We start from the raw sequence: 18,014 nt of genomic DNA, 5'->3' as shown, positions 1-18,014 counted from the left end.
GCTTCCGTCGTCCCGGCTTTCGCCGGGACGGCGATCTAGCCGGCTTGCGCCGGCTCCCACAATTCGATCGGATTGCCTTCGGGGTCGTGGACGCGCGCGAAGCGGCCGACCGACGGATCATCCCATTCCTTTTTGGTAATCACCTCCTCGCCGGCGGCGCGGAACGGCGCGAGCACCGCGTCGAGATCGTCGACGCGCAGGTTGATCATGAACTGGCGGTCGGCCGGGAAATAGTCGGTGTCGGCCTTGAAAGGCGAGAAGACCAGCGGTCCGCCGGTCACCGTCCACACCCATTGATTGACCGGCGCGCTGTCGTCGGCGCTGCATCCGCCGCCGACGCCCAGCCGGTCGCGATACCAGTCGCTGAGCGCGGCGGGGTCGCGTGCGCGGAAGAACAGGCCGCCGATGCCTTTGACATGTCCCATGGAAACGCCTCCTTCGCTTGTTGAACGAAAGAAGCTAGCGCGTCGCGCCTAGCGAATCCACTCGCCGCTCTTCTGATATTCCTCGCGGATCTGACCCGACTGGTTGAGCCGCGGGTCGCTGTAGGCCGGCGGCGTGGGCGCGGCGGTCACCGAAGGGGACGGTGCCGCGGTCTGCGCCGGCGCGCTCAGCGTGCCGGGCAGCGGTGCGGGGCCGCCTGCGGGCAAGGGATCGACCGCAGCGGCGGGCAACAGGGGCGCGCCCGGGATCGGCCCCTTCTTCAGCATCGCAAGCTGCTGCGCGACGGGAAGATAGGGGCCAGGCACCGGCTCGCGGCCCAGATAGGGCGCGCGGAACGCGTCGGGCATGCCCCAGCGGCCGCGCCAGCGGTGGAAGATATGGGCGCCGACGATGTTGGTCATCACCAGGCTCTTGCCCCAGCGCGGCCAGATCGCGGTGGTGTGATAATGGGTGGCGAGCCCGACGCCCGGAAAGACGGCGCCGTTCAGGGCCGCTGATGCGATGCGGCTCGCGCGCAGCCAGTTGTCGCGGCTCGGCGCGCGCGCCATCGCGCCGTCGCACGAAAAGGTGAACTGGCACACGCCGGCGCGTTCGGAACCCTGAAAGACGACGCCGCACACCGTGTTGGGAAAGCTCGGGTGGCGCACGCGATTGAGCACCGTCTGCGCCACCCCGCGCATCCCGTCATCGCTTTCGGAGGCCGCCTCGTAATAGAGGGCGGAGGTCAGGCAATAATGCGCGCGTTCGCGGTCGAGCGCGGTGACGCCGCGAAAGACATAGGATTTGGCCGCCGGGCCGACGAAGGCTTCGTCGCGAAGCTGCGCCGGATCGGCGGGCGGCAGCGCGGTCGCATCGGCATAGCCGACGCTGCTGGGATCGGGCAGCGTCGGGTCGATCTTGAGCGCGTCGGCATAGCTGTCCGAATTCATCACCGCCCAGCGCGTCGGGTCATAGGGTTTGAAGGTCAGCGGCACCGACACGCTGTAGGGGCCGAAGCCGCGCGGGCGGAACTGGCCGCTCGACAGCGCGAGCGCAACGCTGGCGACAAGCACGGCGGCGAGCAGGCCGATCCAGAAGTTGCGCCCCGGCCCCGCTGCCGCAGCGGCCGCGCGCGGCGCACCGCGCCAGGCGGCGCGGGCGTCGGCATAGCCGGGAGCGTCGAGGTTGAGTTCGGGTTTCATGCGCGCGTCAAAATCCGGTGCCCCGCCCGATCGGCCGATTCGCCCAGGCGTGCTGCGATCCCTGCTTATGCCGCGAGGTGCGAATAAAAGATTGCACCGCGTGTGCGCTGTCCCGCAGCGGGACAGGAGGCAATGCGGCGGCGGTCAGGGGTGGATATCCGCCTGATACCAGCCGTGCCGCTCCGTCACCGTCATCGGCAGGCCGAACAGGCGCGTCAGGCTGTCGCCGGTCAGCAGATCGGCCTTGGCGCCGTCGCGGTCGAGGCGGCCGCCGCGCAGCATCACGATGCGGTCGATCTCGGGTAATATCTCCTCGATATGATGGGTGATCAGCAACAGCGCGACCCCGCTGCGCGCTACGCCACGCAGCATGTCGAGGAAATGATGCCGCGCCGCGGGGTCGAGCCCGGCGCAGGGTTCGTCGAGCAGCAGCGCGCGCGGGCGGTGCGCAAGCGCGCGGGCGATGAGGACGCGGCGGGCCTCGCCCGTTGACAGGCTCGCCATGCTGCGCCCGATCAGATGCTGCGCGCCGACATCGCCGAGCGCCGCCACCGAAACATCGACCATATCCTGCGTGTAGCTTTGATGCGCCCACAGTCCGCGCGAGGCAAAGAAGCCCGAGACGACGCAGTCGAGTACCTCCAGCGGAGGTTCGGCGTCGAAGTCGAGCTGCATCGTCGACGACACGATGCCGAGCAGCTTGCGCAGGTCGAAGACGTTCCAGCTGTCCTGCCCGAAGATGCGGACATCGGCACCCCAGGCAGGATAAAGCTGGCGCGCGATCAGCTTGACCAATGTCGATTTGCCCGAACCGTTGGCGCCAAGGATCGCGGCGCTCTCGCCCGCCGGGATGGTCAGCGCGGGCAGATCGAGAATGCACGCCTCGTCCGCCATGACGCGGACGTTCGACAGCGCGAGCAGGGGGGAATCGTCGACCATGCCGGCGCGTTGAGCATGACCGCGCGCGCGAGGGAAGTGGAAAGGTGGGCGGGGAGGCCGCTTTGCGTGGGAAGACGATATTGCGGAATGTCCTTCCATCCCCTCCCGCAGGCGGGAGGGGCAGCGAGACTTGCGAGCTTGCTCGCTAGTCGCAGTGGGGTGGGCCTTTTCAACGCCGCATGCCCACCCCCAACGCCTTCTGCCTGCGGGAGGGGAGATAAGGGCAGCAATCGGTGCTTTTTGGTCATTCGACCCAGGTCGGCGGTAAGCGACAGAAGTGGGGTGGGAAGGGGACGTTCCGGCGGCGGCATCACCCCAAATATGCTCATATTCCATTCGTCATCCCGGACTTGATCCGGGATCCATTCTTCCAACGTTGCGCCTAGTGGACCCCGGATCAAGTCCGGGGTGACGATAATCAATAAGGCAGCTTTCGGTCGATTCCGGTCATTCAATCCAGATTGGCGGCGAACGGCGACTTTGGGGTGGGAAGCAAACTTCGCCGCTAACCGCCTTGTGTTCCCCGGCGAAGGCCGGGGTCCAGGGCTTTACAGCACCGACGTGAGCGTTCGACGCTCTGGACCCCGGCCTTCGCCGGGGAGCACGTCAACGTCGGGCGAATTAGAATATCCTCCCTGTCGCGAAGCGATGGGGAGGGGGACCGTCGCCGCAGGCGATGGTGGAGGGGCTGCGACGGCGCGCCATTAGCCCCTCCGTCAGCGCTTCGCGCTGCCACCTCCCCATGGCCTGCGGCCACAGGGAGGATTTCATGCCCGCCTTCGGTCGATACCCGCCGTACTTCAATGAAAATCGCGCGAGCGGGGCAGGATGCGGACGTTGCGCGGATGACCGTGGCGTGCGCCTGGCGTCCGCCCGCGCGACGGTAGGGGAGGTGTGGCCTGTTCGGTGAAGTCGGAATCGAAGCCGCGATCGCTGCCCAGGGCGTCGAGCATCGCGGTGCGATCGACGATGCGGGTCGCCATCAGGTGGATGACGCCTTCCTTGCTGCGCTGCACCTCGCCTTCGGCCAGCATCAGCCGCGACGCCATGACGGCGCGGCGATAGCGTTCGAAATGACGCGCCCACAGCAGGATATTCACGATCCCGCCCTCATCCTCGATGGTGATGAAGATCGCATTGCCTTTGCCCGGCCGCTGGCGGATCAGCACGACCCCCGCGGTGCGAACGATCGACCCGTTCTTCGCCGCTGCAACTTCGCCCGCGCTCAGCACGCCTTCGCGGGCGAAGGCGGGGCGCAGAAAGGCCATCGGATGGCCCTTCAGCGACAGGCGCGTCGTCTGATAATCGGTCAGCACCTGTTCGACCGGGGGGGTCGGCGGCAGGCGTGCATCGTCTTCAGTGCCCAGTTCGTCGGCGCCCGCCGCACCGAACAGCGGCAGCACCCCCTGACGGACGCGCCGCGCATCCCATAGCGCGGGGCGCCGTTCGAGCCCCATCGACCGGCATGCGTCGGCATCGGCGAGCAGGCGCAGCGCGCGCGGCGGCAGGTTCGCGCGGCGTGCGAGTTCCTCGACCGATGCGAAGGGCGTGTTGCGCGCGTCGGCAATCTGCTTCGCCCATTCGGCGCGAAACCCCTCCACCTGCCGAAAGCCGAGCCGCAGGGCGAGGCTGCCGTCGGCGCGGGGTTCGAGGCTGCTGTCCCAATCGCTGGAATTGACGTCGACCGCGCGCACCTCGACGCCATGCTCGCGCGCATCGCGGACAAGCTGCGCCGGCGCATAAAAGCCCATCGGCTGCGAATTGAGCAAGCCGCAGGTGAAGACGGCGGGGTGGTAATGCTTGATCCATGACGAGACATAGACAAGCCGCGCAAAGGACTGCGCATGGCTTTCGGGGAAGCCATAGCTGCCAAAGCCCTCGATCTGCTTGAAACAGCGTTCGGCGAAATCCTGCGTGTAGCCCCGCCGCACCATGCCGCCGATCATCTTGTCCCGGAAATTCTCGATCGTCCCGACGTTGCGAAAGGTCGCCATCGCGCGGCGCAGGCCATTGGCCTCATCAGGCGTGAAATCGGCGGCCACCATCGCCAGCTTCATCGCCTGTTCCTGGAATAGCGGCACGCCGAAGGTCTTGCCGAGCACGTCGTGCAGTTCGTCGGGTGGGTGCGGCGGGGCAGGCTCGGGGAATTCAACCGGCTCCTCGCCGCATCGCCGGCGCAGATAGGGGTGGACCATGTCGCCCTCGATCGGGCCCGGCCGGACGATCGCGACCTGCACGACAAGGTCATAGAATATCTTGGGTTTCAGGCGCGGCAGCATGTTGATCTGGGCGCGGCTTTCGACCTGAAAGACCCCGATGCTGTCGCCGCGCTGGAGCATCTCATAGACGGCCTCGTCGCCGCAATCGATGTCGACCTCCAGCGTATGGTCGCCCAGCCCGTGCGCACGCATCAGGTCGAAGCATTTGCGAATGCAGGTCAGCATCCCGAGCGCGAGAACATCGACCTTCATCAGGCCGAGCGCATCGATGTCGTCCTTGTCCCATTCGATGAAGGTGCGGTCCTCCATCGCGGTATTGTGGATCGGCACCAGTTCGTCGAGCCGCCCCTGGGTCAGCACGAAGCCGCCGACATGCTGCGACAAGTGGCGCGGCGCCTTCAGCAATTCGCCGACGAAGCGGTGCAATCGCTCGATCTCGCCATTATGGGGGTCGAGCCCGGCTTCGGCCAGCCGTTCGACCGGCACCTCGTCGCCCCAGCTCCCCCAGCTCGTATCGGCGAGCCGCGCGGTCACATCCTCACTGAGGCCCAGCGCCTTGCCGACCTCGCGGATCGTGCTGCGCGGGCGATAGTGGATGACGGTTGCGGCGATCGCGGCGCGGTCGCGCGTGTAGCGGCGGTAGATATATTGGATCACTTCCTCGCGCCGCTCATGCTCGAAATCGACGTCGATGTCGGGCGGCTCGTCGCGCTCGGCCGAGACGAAGCGGGAGAAGAGCAGGTCGTGCTGCATCGGATCGACCGAGGTGACGCCGAGCAGGAAGCAGACAATCGAATTGGCCGCCGATCCGCGCCCCTGACAGAGGATCGGGGGTTCTTGCGCGCGCGCGAAACGGACGAGATCGTGGACGGTGAGGAAATAATAGACGTAATTCCGCCGCCGGATCAGCCGCAGTTCGTTGCCGATCAGCTTGCGGACTTTCGCCGGCAAGGGCGTGCCATAGCGCGCCTCGGCCGCTGTCTTCACCAGATGGTGCAGATAGTTGAAGGGCTTCCATCCCGGCGGTACCGGCTCGTGCGGATATTCGTAGCGCAGTTCGTCGAGCGCGAAGCCGATACGGTCGAGCAGTCGCGCGCTTTGCTCGACCGCTTCCGGACAGGCCGCGAACAGCCGGCGCATCTCGGCCGGCGCTTTCAGATGGCGTTCGCCATTGGCGTGGAGACGCCGGCCCGCCTTGTGAAGTGTCGTGCCCTCGCGGATACAGGTGACGATGTCGTGGAGCGGGCGCTGCGCGGAGGTCGCGTAGAGCGCATCGCTGGTGGCAAGCAGCGGGATGTTCACCGCCGCCGCCAGACGGTGCAGTCGCGCCAGCCGCCGCGCGTCGGCGCCGCCCCGGGGCATGGTCGCGGCGAGCCAGACCGATTTCGGACGTGCATGCTTGAGCTGGCGCAGCAGGGCCTCGTCGCCCTCAGTCGCGATCAGCAACAGATCATCGCAATAGGCGAGCAGATCTTCGAGGTGAAGGATGCAGTCGCCCTTCTGCGCGCGCAGATTGCCGGTCGATAACAGGCGCGTCAGTCGGCCCCAGCCATGGCGGCTCACCGGATAAGCGATAATGTCGGGAGTCTCGTCGGCGAACGCGAGCCGGGCGCCGACGACCAGCCGGAATCCCGCCACCGCCTCCGGCTGCTTGACCTGCAGCTCTTTCAGGAAGGCCCAGGCCCGCACTACCCCCGCGACGCTGTTGCGGTCGGCGATGCCGATGCCCGTCATGCCGAGTTCGAGCGCGCGCGCGACCATTTCGGCGGGGTGCGAGGCGCCGCGCAGGAAGCTGTAGTTGGTCGCAGCGATCAGCTCGGCGAAACCGGGATCGGCGTCGGGACAAGGCGCGCTCATGCAAAGACCCCGTGAATATACCAGCGCGGGTCGGGCTTTTCATCGTAGAGGCCGTGGCGGAACAGCCAGTAACGGCGGCCCTGCGCATCCTCGACGCGGTAATAGTCGCGCGTCAGCCCGGCATTGTCGCGGCGGCGCCACCATTCGGCGGCGATGCGTTCGGGGCCTTCGAAGCGGCGCACCGCATGGAGCGTGCGGCGCCAGCGGAAGCGCTGCGGCGGGCCGTCGGGGACTTCGGCGATCACTTCGATCGGCTGCGGCGGGTCGAACAGGTGAAAGGGGCGCAGTGGCGGTTCGCCCGGCTCGGTCGCGGTCCAGGGCGTCGGCGGCGGCGCCTCGACCGCGGGAAAGGCAAGCTGCGCCTGTTCGGGGATATGGGTATCGGCGCTACGCAGCCGCCGAACGCGCCCGCGCCCCAGCCGGGTCGCCAGCCGGTCGGCGAGTTCGTCGACGGCGGCGGCGCCCCGCGCGGTGTTCGCCGCCCCGCCCTCGAGCCTGAGCTGGCCGGCACCCAGCGCCTCGATCCGCGGGACGGCGAGGCGGATCATGTCGAAACCGAAACCGGGGTCGATCGGGTCGCGCAGGCTGTCGATCCGTTCGGCGAACAGACGCATGACCAGATCGGCGTCGCGCGTCGGCTGGCCGGTTTCGATCGCGATGCTGCGCGCGAGCCCGTCGCTGCGAAAGAAGGTCGCGCGAAAATGGCGTCCGCCCTTGCCGCGTTCGCCAAGCGCGACGGCAGCCTCGGCGGCAAGCTCGGCGAGCACCGCAGCGGCATGGGCGCTGCTGCCCAGCGGTTCGGCGAAACGGCGCTCGACGACGATCGGCGGGGGCCGGATGCGCGGGTCGAGCGGGCTCGGCGCATCGCCGAGCAACCGGCGCAGCGCGTTCGCCGCCTCGGCCCCGAAGCGCGCGGCGATCGCGGCGACCGGGCGGCCCGAAAGATCGCCGATCGTCTTGAGCCCCGCGCGGACGAGCGCGGTCGTCGCCTCCGCCTCCAGCCCCAGCGCCGCGACGGGCAGGCGGCGCACCGCCGCGGCCTCGTCGGGGGCGGGGAGCGCCTGGTAGCGCGCGAGCGCGCGCGCCGCATCGGCGGTCCCAGCAAGCGCGCTGCGCAGGGTCATTCCCAGCCGGTCCATGCGCCCTTCGACATCGGCGACAAGCCCTGCTTCGCCGCCGAACAGATGCGCCGCGCCCGCGATGTCGAGGATCAGCCCGTCGGGGGCGTCGAGCGCGACGAGCGGCGTGTAGCGCGCGCAGCCCTGCGCCAGCCGGTCGAGCCAGGCGGCATCGGCGACGGGATCGTGCGGCACGACGGCAAGGTCGCCGATCTGCGCGCGGGCATCGGCGAGCGGCATGCCGGGGGCGAGCCCCAGCGCCGCGGCGTGCGGATCGACGCTCGCGAGACGGAGCGCCCCGCGCTGCTTTTCGGCAAAGACGATCGGGGCGTCAGGCGGCGGCGCGGCGCGGCACAGCCGTTCGGCCGGGAGCCACGGGAAGAAGAGCGCCAGATAGCGCCGCCCCCCGGAAGACTTGCTCATCGCGATTCCATTCCATCTGCCAGCGGGCGCCCGCGGGGCCGCCGCGCCAGCGTATCAGGTCGAGGGTGAAGCCCGGGGCGCCCGGCGCATCGGCCTCGAGCGCGGTCGAGGGCGCGGCGGCGACCGTCCAGCGCGTTTCCGCTACGCTGGGCGCGGGAAGGGTGTTGAGCCTCAGCATCAGCAGCACGGTCCCCGCATCGCGCGCACCGAGCGCCAGCCGCCGCCCCGCGGTCAGGTCGAGCGCGGGCCATGCTCCCCAGCTTTCGACGATAACCGCCGCCGATCCGCCGCACCGCACCGCGTCATTGGCGCAGGCGAGGAGCATTTTGGGGTCGGCGGTTTCGACGAGCAGCAGCCGGTCGGGGTCGCCGCCAAGCTCGGCGATGCCGGGCGCATAGATATGCCCTGCGCGCCGTGCGGCATCGGCGGTGCGCAGCCACAGCAGCGGCGCCGCGCCGGGCGTACGCAGCGCGAGCAACGCGGCAAAGGCGGCAGCGCTCGTCGCATCGAGCGCGTCGGCTGCGAAAAATTCATGCGTCTTGCCGATTGCCAGCCCGCCGCCGATCGCCGCATCGAAATCCGCATGGCCGCTCGCCAGCCAGCCGCCATCGCCCCCGCCGGACGGGGCGCCGCTATCGGCGAGCCGGGCGACGCGTTGGCGCAGCGCGGCGAGAGAGGAAGACGACTCGCGCATAATGTTCCTGATTTGTTCTATTAGCGCGCGAGCGGATGGGGTTGTCAAGCGGAGTCGGGATTCGCGTCTTGATTGCGGGATTAAGGCGCCGCGGACCCCGCGCTGCTGTCGCCGCCAAGCGCGCGGAACAGGGCGATGCGGGTCTGGACGAGCAGCAGGCCCGTCGCGATTTCGCTGCGCCGCGCGGCATAGAGGCTGCGCTGCGCGTCGAGGCTGGCGAGGAAACTGTCGACCCCGCCCTTGTAGCGCGCATCGCTAAGTCTCGCCGTGTCGGCCGCGGCTTCGGTGTTGGCGGCGGCGGCGCGGACGCGCTCGGCGATTGTGCCCTGCACCGCGAGCGCGTCGGCGACTTCGCGAAAGGCGGTCTGGATCGCGCCTTCATAGCTGGCAAGCGCGGCATCACGCTGCGCCTCGCTCACCGCCACCCCGGCGCGGCGGCCACCGAAATCGAAGATCGAGGCGCTGGCATCGCCGCCCGCCGACCAGGCGAAGGAACCCTTGTCGAACAGGCTCGACAGCGCGTCGCTGGCAAAGCCCAGCAGGCCGGTCAGCGAAATCGTCGGGAACAGCCGCGCGCGTGCGACGCCGATATCGGCGTTGGCGGCGCGCAGCAGATATTCGGCCTGGATCACGTCGGGCCGCCGCAACAGGATTTCCGACCGCATCCCGGCCGGGGGCGCCGCAACCGCAGGCGTCACCTCGGCCAGGCTGGCGGGGAACAGCGCCGGATCGACATCGCCGCCGACGAGCAGGCGGATCAGATTTTCGTCCTGCGCGATCGCAGTCTGCTGCTGCGCGATCGCGTCCTCGGCGGTCGCCAATATCTGTTCGGCTTGCCTGAGGTCGGTGCGCGGCGCGACGCCGCCGTCGAGCCGCGCCTTCGTCAGCCGGACATTTTCGCGCGCATTGGTGGCGGTTTCCTGCGCAATGGCGAGCAGGTCGCGGTCGGCGCCATAGGCGGCCCAGGCATTGGCAAGATCGGCAATCAGGCTCAGCCGCACGGTGCGCGACGCGGCCTCGGTCGCCAGCGCGCGGTCGCGGTCGGCGGCATTCGCGTTGGCGAGGCGCCCGAACAGGTCGAGTTCGAAGGCGGTGACCCCGCCTTGCAGCGCGAAACTGCTGCCCGCGCCGCCCGTGCCGCCACGGTCGGCATAGTCGCCGCTCGCGCTGACGCCGATCGCCGGGAATTGCGCTGCCCGGCTGACCCGCACCTGCGCGCGCGCCGCCGCCAGATTGGCATAGGCGGTGCGCAGATCGCGATTGTTCGCGAGCGCCTGTTCGACGAGCGACTGGAGCCGCGCGTCGGTGAACAATTGTTTGTAGGACAGGATCGGCAGCGCCGCCTCGCTCTCGATCAGATAGGCGTCGCCGACCGGCCAGCCTTGCGGCACCGGGGGCGGCGGTAACGCCGTCTTCGGCGCAAGCGAACAGCCCGCGAGCATCAGCGGCGCTGCGATCATCAGGAAGGGCGCGCGTTTCATGCCGTCACCTCCGCGCCGCCGTCCTTTTTGCCGAAGCGCCGGCGCAGCGCGGCGAGCCCGTCGCGCACGCCGCGGCGCACGAGCACGAAGAAGAGCGGGATGAAGAAAATGGCGAGCAGCGCGGCAGTCAGCATGCCGCCGATCACCGACGTACCGATCGCAACGCGGCTGTTGGCCCCCGCACCGGTCGCGATGGCGAGTGGCAGGACGCCGAAGATGAAGGCAAAGCTGGTCATCAGGATCGGACGCAAACGGATACGCGCCGCCTCGACCGCTGCCTCGATAACGCGGCGGCCCTTGCGTTCCTCCTGTTCGGCGAACTCGATCATCAGGATCGCATTCTTCGCCGCCAGTCCCATCGTCGTCAGCAACCCGATCTGCAGATAGACGTCGTTTTCCAGCCCGCGCAGCGTCACCGCGAAAACCGCGCCGACTAGCCCCAGCGGAATGATGAGCAGCACCGCAAGCGGGATCGACCAGCTTTCGTAAAGCGCGGCAAGGCAGAGGAAGACGACGAGCAGCGACAGGCCATAGAGCAGGGGCGCCTGCCCCGACGACAGGCGTTCCTGATAGGAAGCGCCCGCCCAAGCGACGCTGGTGCCGGGAATTTCGGCCGCCATCCGCTCCATCTCGTCCATCGCCTCGCCCGAACTGACGCCGGCGGCCGCCTGCCCCGAAATTTCGAACGCCGGGACGCCCTGAAAGCGCGAGGTGCTGGCCGGGGTGGTCGACCAGCCGATGCTCGAAAAGGCGGAAAAGGGCGACATCTCGCCATCGGACGAGCGGACATACCATTGCCCGATGTCGTCGGGCTTGGCGCGATAGGGGGCGTCGCCCTGGACATAGACGCGCTTGACGCGGCCCTTGTCGATGAAGTCGTTGACGTAGCGGCCGCCCCAGGCGGTCGCCAGCGTGTTGTTCACATCGCCGTTGCTGAGGCCATAGGCGGTCAGCCGCTGCGTATCGATATCGACCTTCAACGTCGCAACATCGGGAAGATCGCTGAGCCGCACCGAGGTAAGCTTGGGATTGGCATTGGCCATGTCGAGCAGCCGGTCGCGCGCCGCGACGAATTGGGCGCGGCTCATCCCGCTGCGGTTCTGGAACTCCATCGTAAATCCCGACGAATCGCCAAGGCCGCGCACCGCGCCGGGAACGAGGGCGAAAACCTGCGCGTCGCGCAGGCCCGACAGCGCCTTGCGCGTCCGGTCGGCAATCGCGTCGGCGGTGTTCTCCTTGCCGGGCCGGTCGTCCCAGTGGACGAGGTTCAAAAAGCCCTGGCCGGTATTCTGGCCGGTCGCACCGCCCCCGCCGCCGCCCGCGACGAGGAAGAGCGCGCCGACATTGGCCTTTTCCTGGCTCAGCAGATATTTTTCGACGCTGTCGCGCACTGCGAGCGTGCGTTCCTGCGTCGCGCCCGCGGGCAAGCGGAACTGCACCGAAACGCGGCCCTGATCCTCATTGGGCAGAAAGCCGGTCGGCAGGCGCACGAACATCAGCACCAGCAGCACCAGAATGATGGCGTAGATGCCAAGAAACAGCCATTTGCGGTCGACGACGCGGGTCACGCTGCCGACATAGCCGCGAACCGTGCGGTCGAACCGCGTGTTGAAGCCGTCGCGGGCGCGGATCATCGCGGCGTGCAGGCGCGGGAAACGGTGCGGCCGACCCTCGTCCCCGCCATGGCTGCGCGGCTTGAGCAGGGTCGAGGTCAGCGCCGGGCTGAGGATCAGCGCGACGAGCACCGACAGCGCCATCGCCGACACGATGGTGATCGAGAACTGGCGATAGATGACGCCCGTCGATCCGCCGAAAAAGGCCATCGGCAGAAACACCGCCGACAGCACCATCGCGATCGCGATCAGTGCGACCTGCAATTCCTTCATCGACTGGATCGTCGCCTCGCGCGCCGACATGCCGGGATTCTCTTCCATCAGCCGCTCGACATTCTCGACCACCACGATCGCGTCGTCGACGAGCAGGCCGATCGCGAGCGTCAGGCCGAACAGGGTCAGCGTGTTGATCGTGAAACCGGCGATATAGAAGACGCCGAAGGTGCCAAGCAGCACGACCGGCACCGCGATCGCCGGGATCAGCACCGCGCGCCAGCTTTGCAGGAAGACGAACATCACCAGCACGACGAGCAGGATCGCCTCGAACAGCGATTTCTGCACTTCGCTCACCGACAGCTTGATGAAGGCGGTGGCGTCGTTGGCATAGGCATAGGTCAGGCCGTCGGGAAAATCCTGCGCCAGTTCGGCAACGCGCGTCTTGACCCGGTCGGCGGTTTCCAGCGCGTCGGAGCCGGGCGACAGCGAGATCGAGATGCCAGCACCCGGATGGCCGTTGATGCGCACGATGGTGCCGTAATTTTCGGCGCCGACCTCGACCCGCGCGACGTCTCTGATCCTTACAGTCGACCCGTCGGGCAGCGTCTTGAGCACGATATTCTCGAACTCTTCGGGCGTCTGCAACCGCGACTGCGCGGTTACGGTCGCATTCAGCATCTGCCCCTCGGGCGCCGGGGTGCCGCCGACCTCGCCCGCCGCGACCTCGCTGTTCTGTGCGGTGATCGCGGTGACGACGTCGCCGGGCATCAGCGACACCGCGGCGAGCCGCTGCGGGTTCAGCCAGATGCGCATCGCATGCGGCGAGCCATAGACATTGACGTCGCCGACGCCTTCGACGCGCGACAACGGATCCTGCACGTTCGACGACAGATAGTCGGACACATCCTGGTTCGATCGCGTGTCGGTGGTGTCATAGACGCCGACAAGCAGCAGCGAATCCGAATTGGACTTGGTGACGCGCACGCCCTGGCTTTGCACCTGTTGCGGCAGGCGCGAGATGGCGGAGGCGATCTTGTTCTGCACCTGCACCTGCGCGATGTCGGGATCGGTGCCCTTGGCGAAGATGGCGGTAATCGTCGCCTGCCCGCGCGAACTCGACTGCGAGCTGAAATAGAGCAGGCCATCGATACCGGTGAGCTGTTGCTCCAGCACCTGCGTGACGCTGTTCTCGATCGTCTCGGCCGAGGCGCCGGGATAGCTGGCGCGGATGTTGACCTGCGTCGGCGCGATATCGGGATATTGTTCGATCGGCAGCGAAAACAACGCGCCGAGCCCGCCGAGCATGACGACGATCGCCAGCACCCAGGCGAAGATCGGCCGATCGATGAAAATGCGCGACATGGGGCGTTATTGTCCTTTCGTCGCGGCGCTCTTGTCGGCGCTCTTCCCCGCGGGCGCCCCCACCCGCTGCGGACTGGACGCGGGCACGGGCTTGATCGCCGATCCCTGCTTCAGGTTGCCGACCCCCTGCGTGATGACCCGGTCGCCCGGTTTCAGCCCGCCGGTGACGACCCAGTTCGCGCCGACCGTGCGGTCCGCCTCGACCTTGCGCCGTTCGGCCTTATTATCCTTGCCGACCAGATAGACGAAGGCCGATCCGTCGAAATCGCGCTGCACCGCGGCCTGCGGCACCAGCATCGCCGCGGGGTTTACCGCCTGGTCGAACAGCGCGGTCACGAACATGCCCGGCATCAGCAGGCCCGAGGGGTTGGGGAAGCGCGCGCGCAGCGTCACCGTTCCTGTCGCTTCGTTCACCGTCACTTCGGAAAACTGGACGGTGCCGGGCAAGCCGTAATCGCTGCCATCCTCCAGCTTCAGCCGCACGCTCGTGCTGCCTGCGGTCACGCCGCCGCTGGCGAGCGACTGGCGCAGGCGCGTCATGTCGGCCGCCGATTGCTGGATGTCGACATACATGGGATCGGTGCGCTGGATCACCGCGAGCGGCGTCGCCTGGCTGGCGCTGACCAGCGCGCCGGGGGTGACGAGCGAGCGGCCGATATGGCCGCCGATCGGCGCGGTGATCGTCGAATAGCGCAGGTTGATCCGCGCGGTTTCCAGCGATGCGGCGCTCTGCGCGACGGCGGCGCGCGCGACGCGCGCCTGCGCCAGTGCGTCGGTGTAATCCTGTTCGGCCACCGCCTGCATCTTGGCGAGCGGTTCGAAGCGCTTGGCCTTTTCCTCGGCCGCCTGCGCACTCGCGCGGGCGCTCGCCAGATTGGCCGCCGCCTGATCGACCGCCGCCTTGTAAAGGCTCGCGTCGATCTGGAACAGCGGCTGGCCGGCGCGAACCGTCCCGCCCTCGGTAAACAGGCGCTGGCGGACGATGCCGTTTACCTGCGGCCGGACTTCGCTCGTTTCGAAAGCGACGGTGCGGCCGCCGAGCGCGGTGGTGATCGGCACTGCCTCTTCGCGCACCACGACAAAGCCGACCTGCGCGGCGCGGTTGCCGCCCTTGTCGTCCTTGCCCGAACAGGCGCCGAGCGAAAGCGTCATCGCGCACAGCGCTCCGGCAAGGAGCAGCGGCTTCTTGTGCAGCATAGTCTGTTGTCTCGTGTCGAAACCGCCGGGGGAGGCGGGGGGAAGGGCGCCTATTCAACCTATTGCGCCGCACCATGCAAGCCCCATGGCGGCTTTGCGACAAATTACGACAATTTTCCCGGCGCGGGGACGAACAGCGTGCGTGCGGCCTGCACTTCGGCGTCGAGCCAGTCGATGAAGGCGCGGATCCGCGGCTGCGGTGCGATGTCGCGGTGCAGCGCCAGCCAGAAGGCGCGCGCGATCGTCTGGTCGCCGCGGACGCGGACGAGCGCGGGGTCGCCCGCGGCAAGGAAGCAGGGCAGGACGCCGACCCCGGCGCCGCCCGCGATCATCCGCCGCTGCGCGAGGATCGAAGAGGATCGGATGCCGGCGCGCAACCCCGGTTCGATCTCGCCCAGATAGTCGAGTTCGGGGGCGTAGAGGATGTCGGGGACATAGCCGACGACGGGAATACCGGTACGCGACAGCGGCGCCGCTTCGACCGCCCGATGCCAGTCGCGGCGGTCGGCGGCGGCGTAGAGGCCGAGGCTATAGTCCGCGAGCTTGCGCGTGATCAGCGGACCCTTGCGGGGCCGCGCGAGCAGCACTGCCATATCGGCCTCGCGGCGCGAGGGGTTGAGGAAACCCGACGAAGCGACAAGGTCGATCTCGAGCTCGGGGTGCGCCGCGACGAAGGCGGCGAGGCGCGGCGCGATGAAGCTGCCCCCAAAACCTTCGGAGACGCTGATCCGCAATTGTCCCGACAGCGCCGCGCCGCCCTCGCCTGCCGAGTGGATGCGCGCGGCCGCTGCCGCCATCGCTTCGGCGTGCGGAACGAGCGCCCGGCCGGCCGCGGTCAGAACGAAACCCGTCGGCGCACGTTCGAACAGTGTCTGCTGCAAGGCGCTTTCCAATGCGCTGATGCGGCGGCTGACCGTCGTGGCGTCGACGTGGAGCGCCTGGCCGGCTCGCGCCAGCGTGCCATGACGCGCGACCATCAGGAAATATTGCAGGCTGTCCCAGTCCATATACTGCAAATATGCAGGACAAAGCTGCAAGTCTATCCCTTGCAATCGCGCCGGTTTTGGGTTGTGGCTGCGACACGTCAGAAACGGGAGACTCGACCCTCATGCGACAGATCGATCATCACATCGTCGGCGGTGCCGGCGGCAATGCGGGACGGCTCGGCGACGTGCTCGATCCGAACAATGGCGGCGTTCAGGCGCAGGTGGCGCTTGGCGACAAGGCGCTCCTCGATCGCGCGGTCGCGGCGGCCAAGGCGGCTCAGCCGGCCTGGGCCGCGGTGAATCCCCAGCGCCGCGCGCGGGTGATGTTCGAATATAAGCGGCTGGTAGAGGCCAATATGGACGAGCTTGCCCAGATGCTCTCGGCCGAACATGGCAAGGTGATCGCTGATGCCAAGGGCGACATCCAGCGCGGGCTGGAGGTCGTCGAATTCTGTTGCGGCATCCCGCATGTGCTGAAGGGCGAATATACGCAGGGCGCCGGCCCCGGCATCGACGTCTATTCGATGCGCCAGCCGCTCGGCATCGGCGTCGGCATCACGCCGTTCAACTTTCCCGCGATGATTCCGCTGTGGATGGGCGCGGTTGCCACTGCCGTCGGCAACGCCTTCATCCTGAAGCCCAGCGAACGCGACCCGTCGGTTCCCGTCCGTCTGGCCGAACTGTTCCTCGAAGCCGGGATGCCCGAGGGGATTTTCCAGGTCGTCCACGGCGACAAGGAAATGGTCGACGCGATCCTCGATCATCCCGACATCGCCGCGGTGAGCTTTGTCGGCTCGTCGGACATCGCCCATTATGTCTATGAACGCGGCGTACGCGCGGGCAAGCGGGTGCAGGCGATGGGCGGCGCGAAGAATCACGGTATCGTCATGCCCGACGCCGATCTCGACCAGGTGGTGAGCGACCTGACCGGCGCCGCCTTCGGCTCGGCGGGCGAACGCTGCATGGCGCTGCCCGTCGTCGTCCCGGTGGGCGAGGATACGGCGCAGCGGCTGCGCGACAAGCTGGTCCCCGCGATCGAGGCGCTGCGCGTCGGCGTATCGACCGATCCCGATGCGCATTACGGCCCCGTGGTGACGCAGGCGCACAAGGAAAAGGTCGAAGGCTGGATCGCGAAATGCGCCGACGAAGGCGCCGAGCTCGTCGTCGACGGGCGCGGCTTCAGCCGGCAGGGGCATGAAAAGGGCTTCTTCGTCGGCCCGACGCTGTTCGACCATGTCACCCCCGAGATGGAAAGCTACAAGGAAGAAATCTTCGGCCCGGTGCTGCAGATCGTCCGCGCGCCCGATTTCGAAACCGCGCTCGAACTGCCGTCGAAGCATCAGTATGGTAACGGCGTCGCCATCTTCACGCGCAACGGCCATGCCGCGCGCGAATTTGCCGCGCGCGTCAATGTCGGCATGGTTGGCATCAACGTGCCGATTCCGGTGCCCGTCGCCTATCACACCTTCGGAGGCTGGAAGCGCTCGGCGTTTGGCGACACCAACCAGCACGGCATGGAGGGGGTCAAATTCTGGACCAAGGTCAAGACCGTGACTGCGCGCTGGCCCGATGGGTCGCCTGACGGCGGCAACGCCTTCGTCATCCCGACCATGGGCTGACGGCGCGCGGGCGATGAAACCGGCCCCCGTCATCGGGCATTTCCTGTTGGGGCGCCGGCCGGTCGCTGGCGCCGTGCAGGAGATCGAATGATGACGCGCTGGCTGTTTTCCGCTCCCTTGCTGCTGCTTGCCGGGTGCAGCGGCGGCAGCGATGGCACGGACGGCACTGATAACAAGGCACCCGCCGCCGAGGAACAGGCAGCCGATACGCCGGCCGGGCCTTCGCAAAACGCGCCTGCTCAACCGGCGCCCGCCGCGGGCGGCGCCAGCGATGCCGACCTCGCCTATGTTGCCGATCCGTCGGTGGCCCCGCCCAAGGCACCCGAAGCGGGAGTCGGTATCGGCGAGCAGGCGATTCCGGTTGCCATCCGCGGTCGCTGGGCGCTGAAGGCGGAGGATTGCGGCGCGCGTCCCGGCACCGACCTGACCGCGCTGGTGATCGACGCAAAGACGCTGCGCTTCTTCGAATCGGCGGGCGATCTGGCGCGGGTGCGCGACCGCGATGCAAACCGCATCGTCGCCGATTATAAATTCAGCGGCGAAGGGCAGCAGTGGGACCGGCTGATGCTGCTCGGCCTCGCCGACGGCGGCAAGACGCTCGTTCGCCGCGATTATGGCGATGGTGCCGCGCCCGACGCGATGCGCTATACCCGCTGCGCCTGACT

At 68.0% G+C, this 18,014-nt stretch carries 12 protein-coding genes; 2 read left to right on the top strand and 10 right to left on the bottom strand.

Translation table 11 applies throughout. The features are described 5' to 3' along the window. Positions 1 to 35: 35 nt before the first annotated feature. The 10 genes from STE01S_RS01220 to STE01S_RS01175 form a co-directional block, all read right to left on the bottom strand. Complete coding sequence (locus tag STE01S_RS01220; RefSeq protein ID WP_003042741.1) at positions 36 to 425, bottom strand: VOC family protein; 390 nt, start codon at positions 423 to 425, stop codon at positions 36 to 38. Between the two features lie 48 nt (positions 426 to 473). Beyond that, the gene (locus STE01S_RS01215) at positions 474 to 1,625 is read right to left on the bottom strand and encodes a cell wall hydrolase (RefSeq protein ID WP_058811219.1); all 1,152 of its coding nucleotides are present in this window, start codon (positions 1,623 to 1,625) and stop codon (positions 474 to 476) included. Positions 1,626 to 1,769: 144 nt separating this feature from the next. After that, positions 1,770 to 2,564 carry an ABC transporter ATP-binding protein gene (locus STE01S_RS01210; protein WP_003042733.1) on the bottom strand — a complete coding sequence of 265 codons (795 nt, stop codon included), beginning with the start codon at positions 2,562 to 2,564 and terminating at the stop codon, positions 1,770 to 1,772. An 800-nt stretch (positions 2,565 to 3,364) separates the two neighbouring features. Continuing rightward, positions 3,365 to 6,640, bottom strand: coding sequence for an error-prone DNA polymerase (locus STE01S_RS01205; RefSeq protein WP_062764139.1), 3,276 nt, complete (start codon positions 6,638 to 6,640; stop codon positions 3,365 to 3,367). Continuing rightward, entirely contained in the window at positions 6,637 to 8,181 is a 1,545-nt protein-coding gene (locus STE01S_RS01200) for a Y-family DNA polymerase (protein WP_062764137.1), read from the bottom strand. Before STE01S_RS01200 ends, STE01S_RS01205 begins: the two co-directional genes overlap by 4 nt. Beyond that, positions 8,090 to 8,875 (bottom strand): ImuA family protein, encoded by a 786-nt coding sequence (locus tag STE01S_RS01195; RefSeq protein ID WP_058812224.1) that lies wholly within the window; start codon positions 8,873 to 8,875, stop codon positions 8,090 to 8,092. Before STE01S_RS01195 ends, STE01S_RS01200 begins: the two co-directional genes overlap by 92 nt. A gap of 80 nt (positions 8,876 to 8,955) precedes the next feature. After that, the gene (locus tag STE01S_RS01190; RefSeq protein WP_062764135.1) at positions 8,956 to 10,356 is read right to left on the bottom strand and encodes an efflux transporter outer membrane subunit; all 1,401 of its coding nucleotides are present in this window, start codon (positions 10,354 to 10,356) and stop codon (positions 8,956 to 8,958) included. Further along, positions 10,353 to 13,547, bottom strand: a complete 3,195-nt coding sequence (locus STE01S_RS01185; RefSeq protein ID WP_062764133.1) for an efflux RND transporter permease subunit — start codon at positions 13,545 to 13,547, stop codon at positions 10,353 to 10,355. The genes STE01S_RS01190 and STE01S_RS01185 overlap by 4 nt, the downstream gene beginning before the upstream one ends. A gap of 6 nt (positions 13,548 to 13,553) precedes the next feature. Further along, positions 13,554 to 14,744, bottom strand: coding sequence for an efflux RND transporter periplasmic adaptor subunit (locus STE01S_RS01180; RefSeq protein ID WP_062764131.1), 1,191 nt, complete (start codon positions 14,742 to 14,744; stop codon positions 13,554 to 13,556). A gap of 104 nt (positions 14,745 to 14,848) precedes the next feature. After that, positions 14,849 to 15,751, bottom strand: a complete 903-nt coding sequence (locus tag STE01S_RS01175; RefSeq protein ID WP_062764129.1) for a LysR family transcriptional regulator — start codon at positions 15,749 to 15,751, stop codon at positions 14,849 to 14,851. Positions 15,752 to 15,852: 101 nt separating this feature from the next. Between STE01S_RS01175 and STE01S_RS01170 the strand changes: the two genes are divergently transcribed. Continuing rightward, positions 15,853 to 17,349, top strand: a complete 1,497-nt coding sequence (locus STE01S_RS01170) for a CoA-acylating methylmalonate-semialdehyde dehydrogenase (RefSeq protein WP_062764127.1) — start codon at positions 15,853 to 15,855, stop codon at positions 17,347 to 17,349. An 87-nt stretch (positions 17,350 to 17,436) separates the two neighbouring features. After that, positions 17,437 to 18,012 (top strand): hypothetical protein, encoded by a 576-nt coding sequence (locus tag STE01S_RS01165; protein ID WP_255265846.1) that lies wholly within the window; start codon positions 17,437 to 17,439, stop codon positions 18,010 to 18,012. The last annotated feature ends 2 nt before the right edge of the window (positions 18,013 to 18,014 follow it).

Origin of the sequence: Sphingopyxis terrae subsp. terrae NBRC 15098 (assembly GCF_001598815.1) — a bacterium.
GTDB lineage: Bacteria > Pseudomonadota > Alphaproteobacteria > Sphingomonadales > Sphingomonadaceae > Sphingopyxis > Sphingopyxis terrae.
The sequence above is the reverse complement of the archived record's forward strand: the minus strand, read 5'-3'. Positions and strand labels throughout refer to the sequence as shown.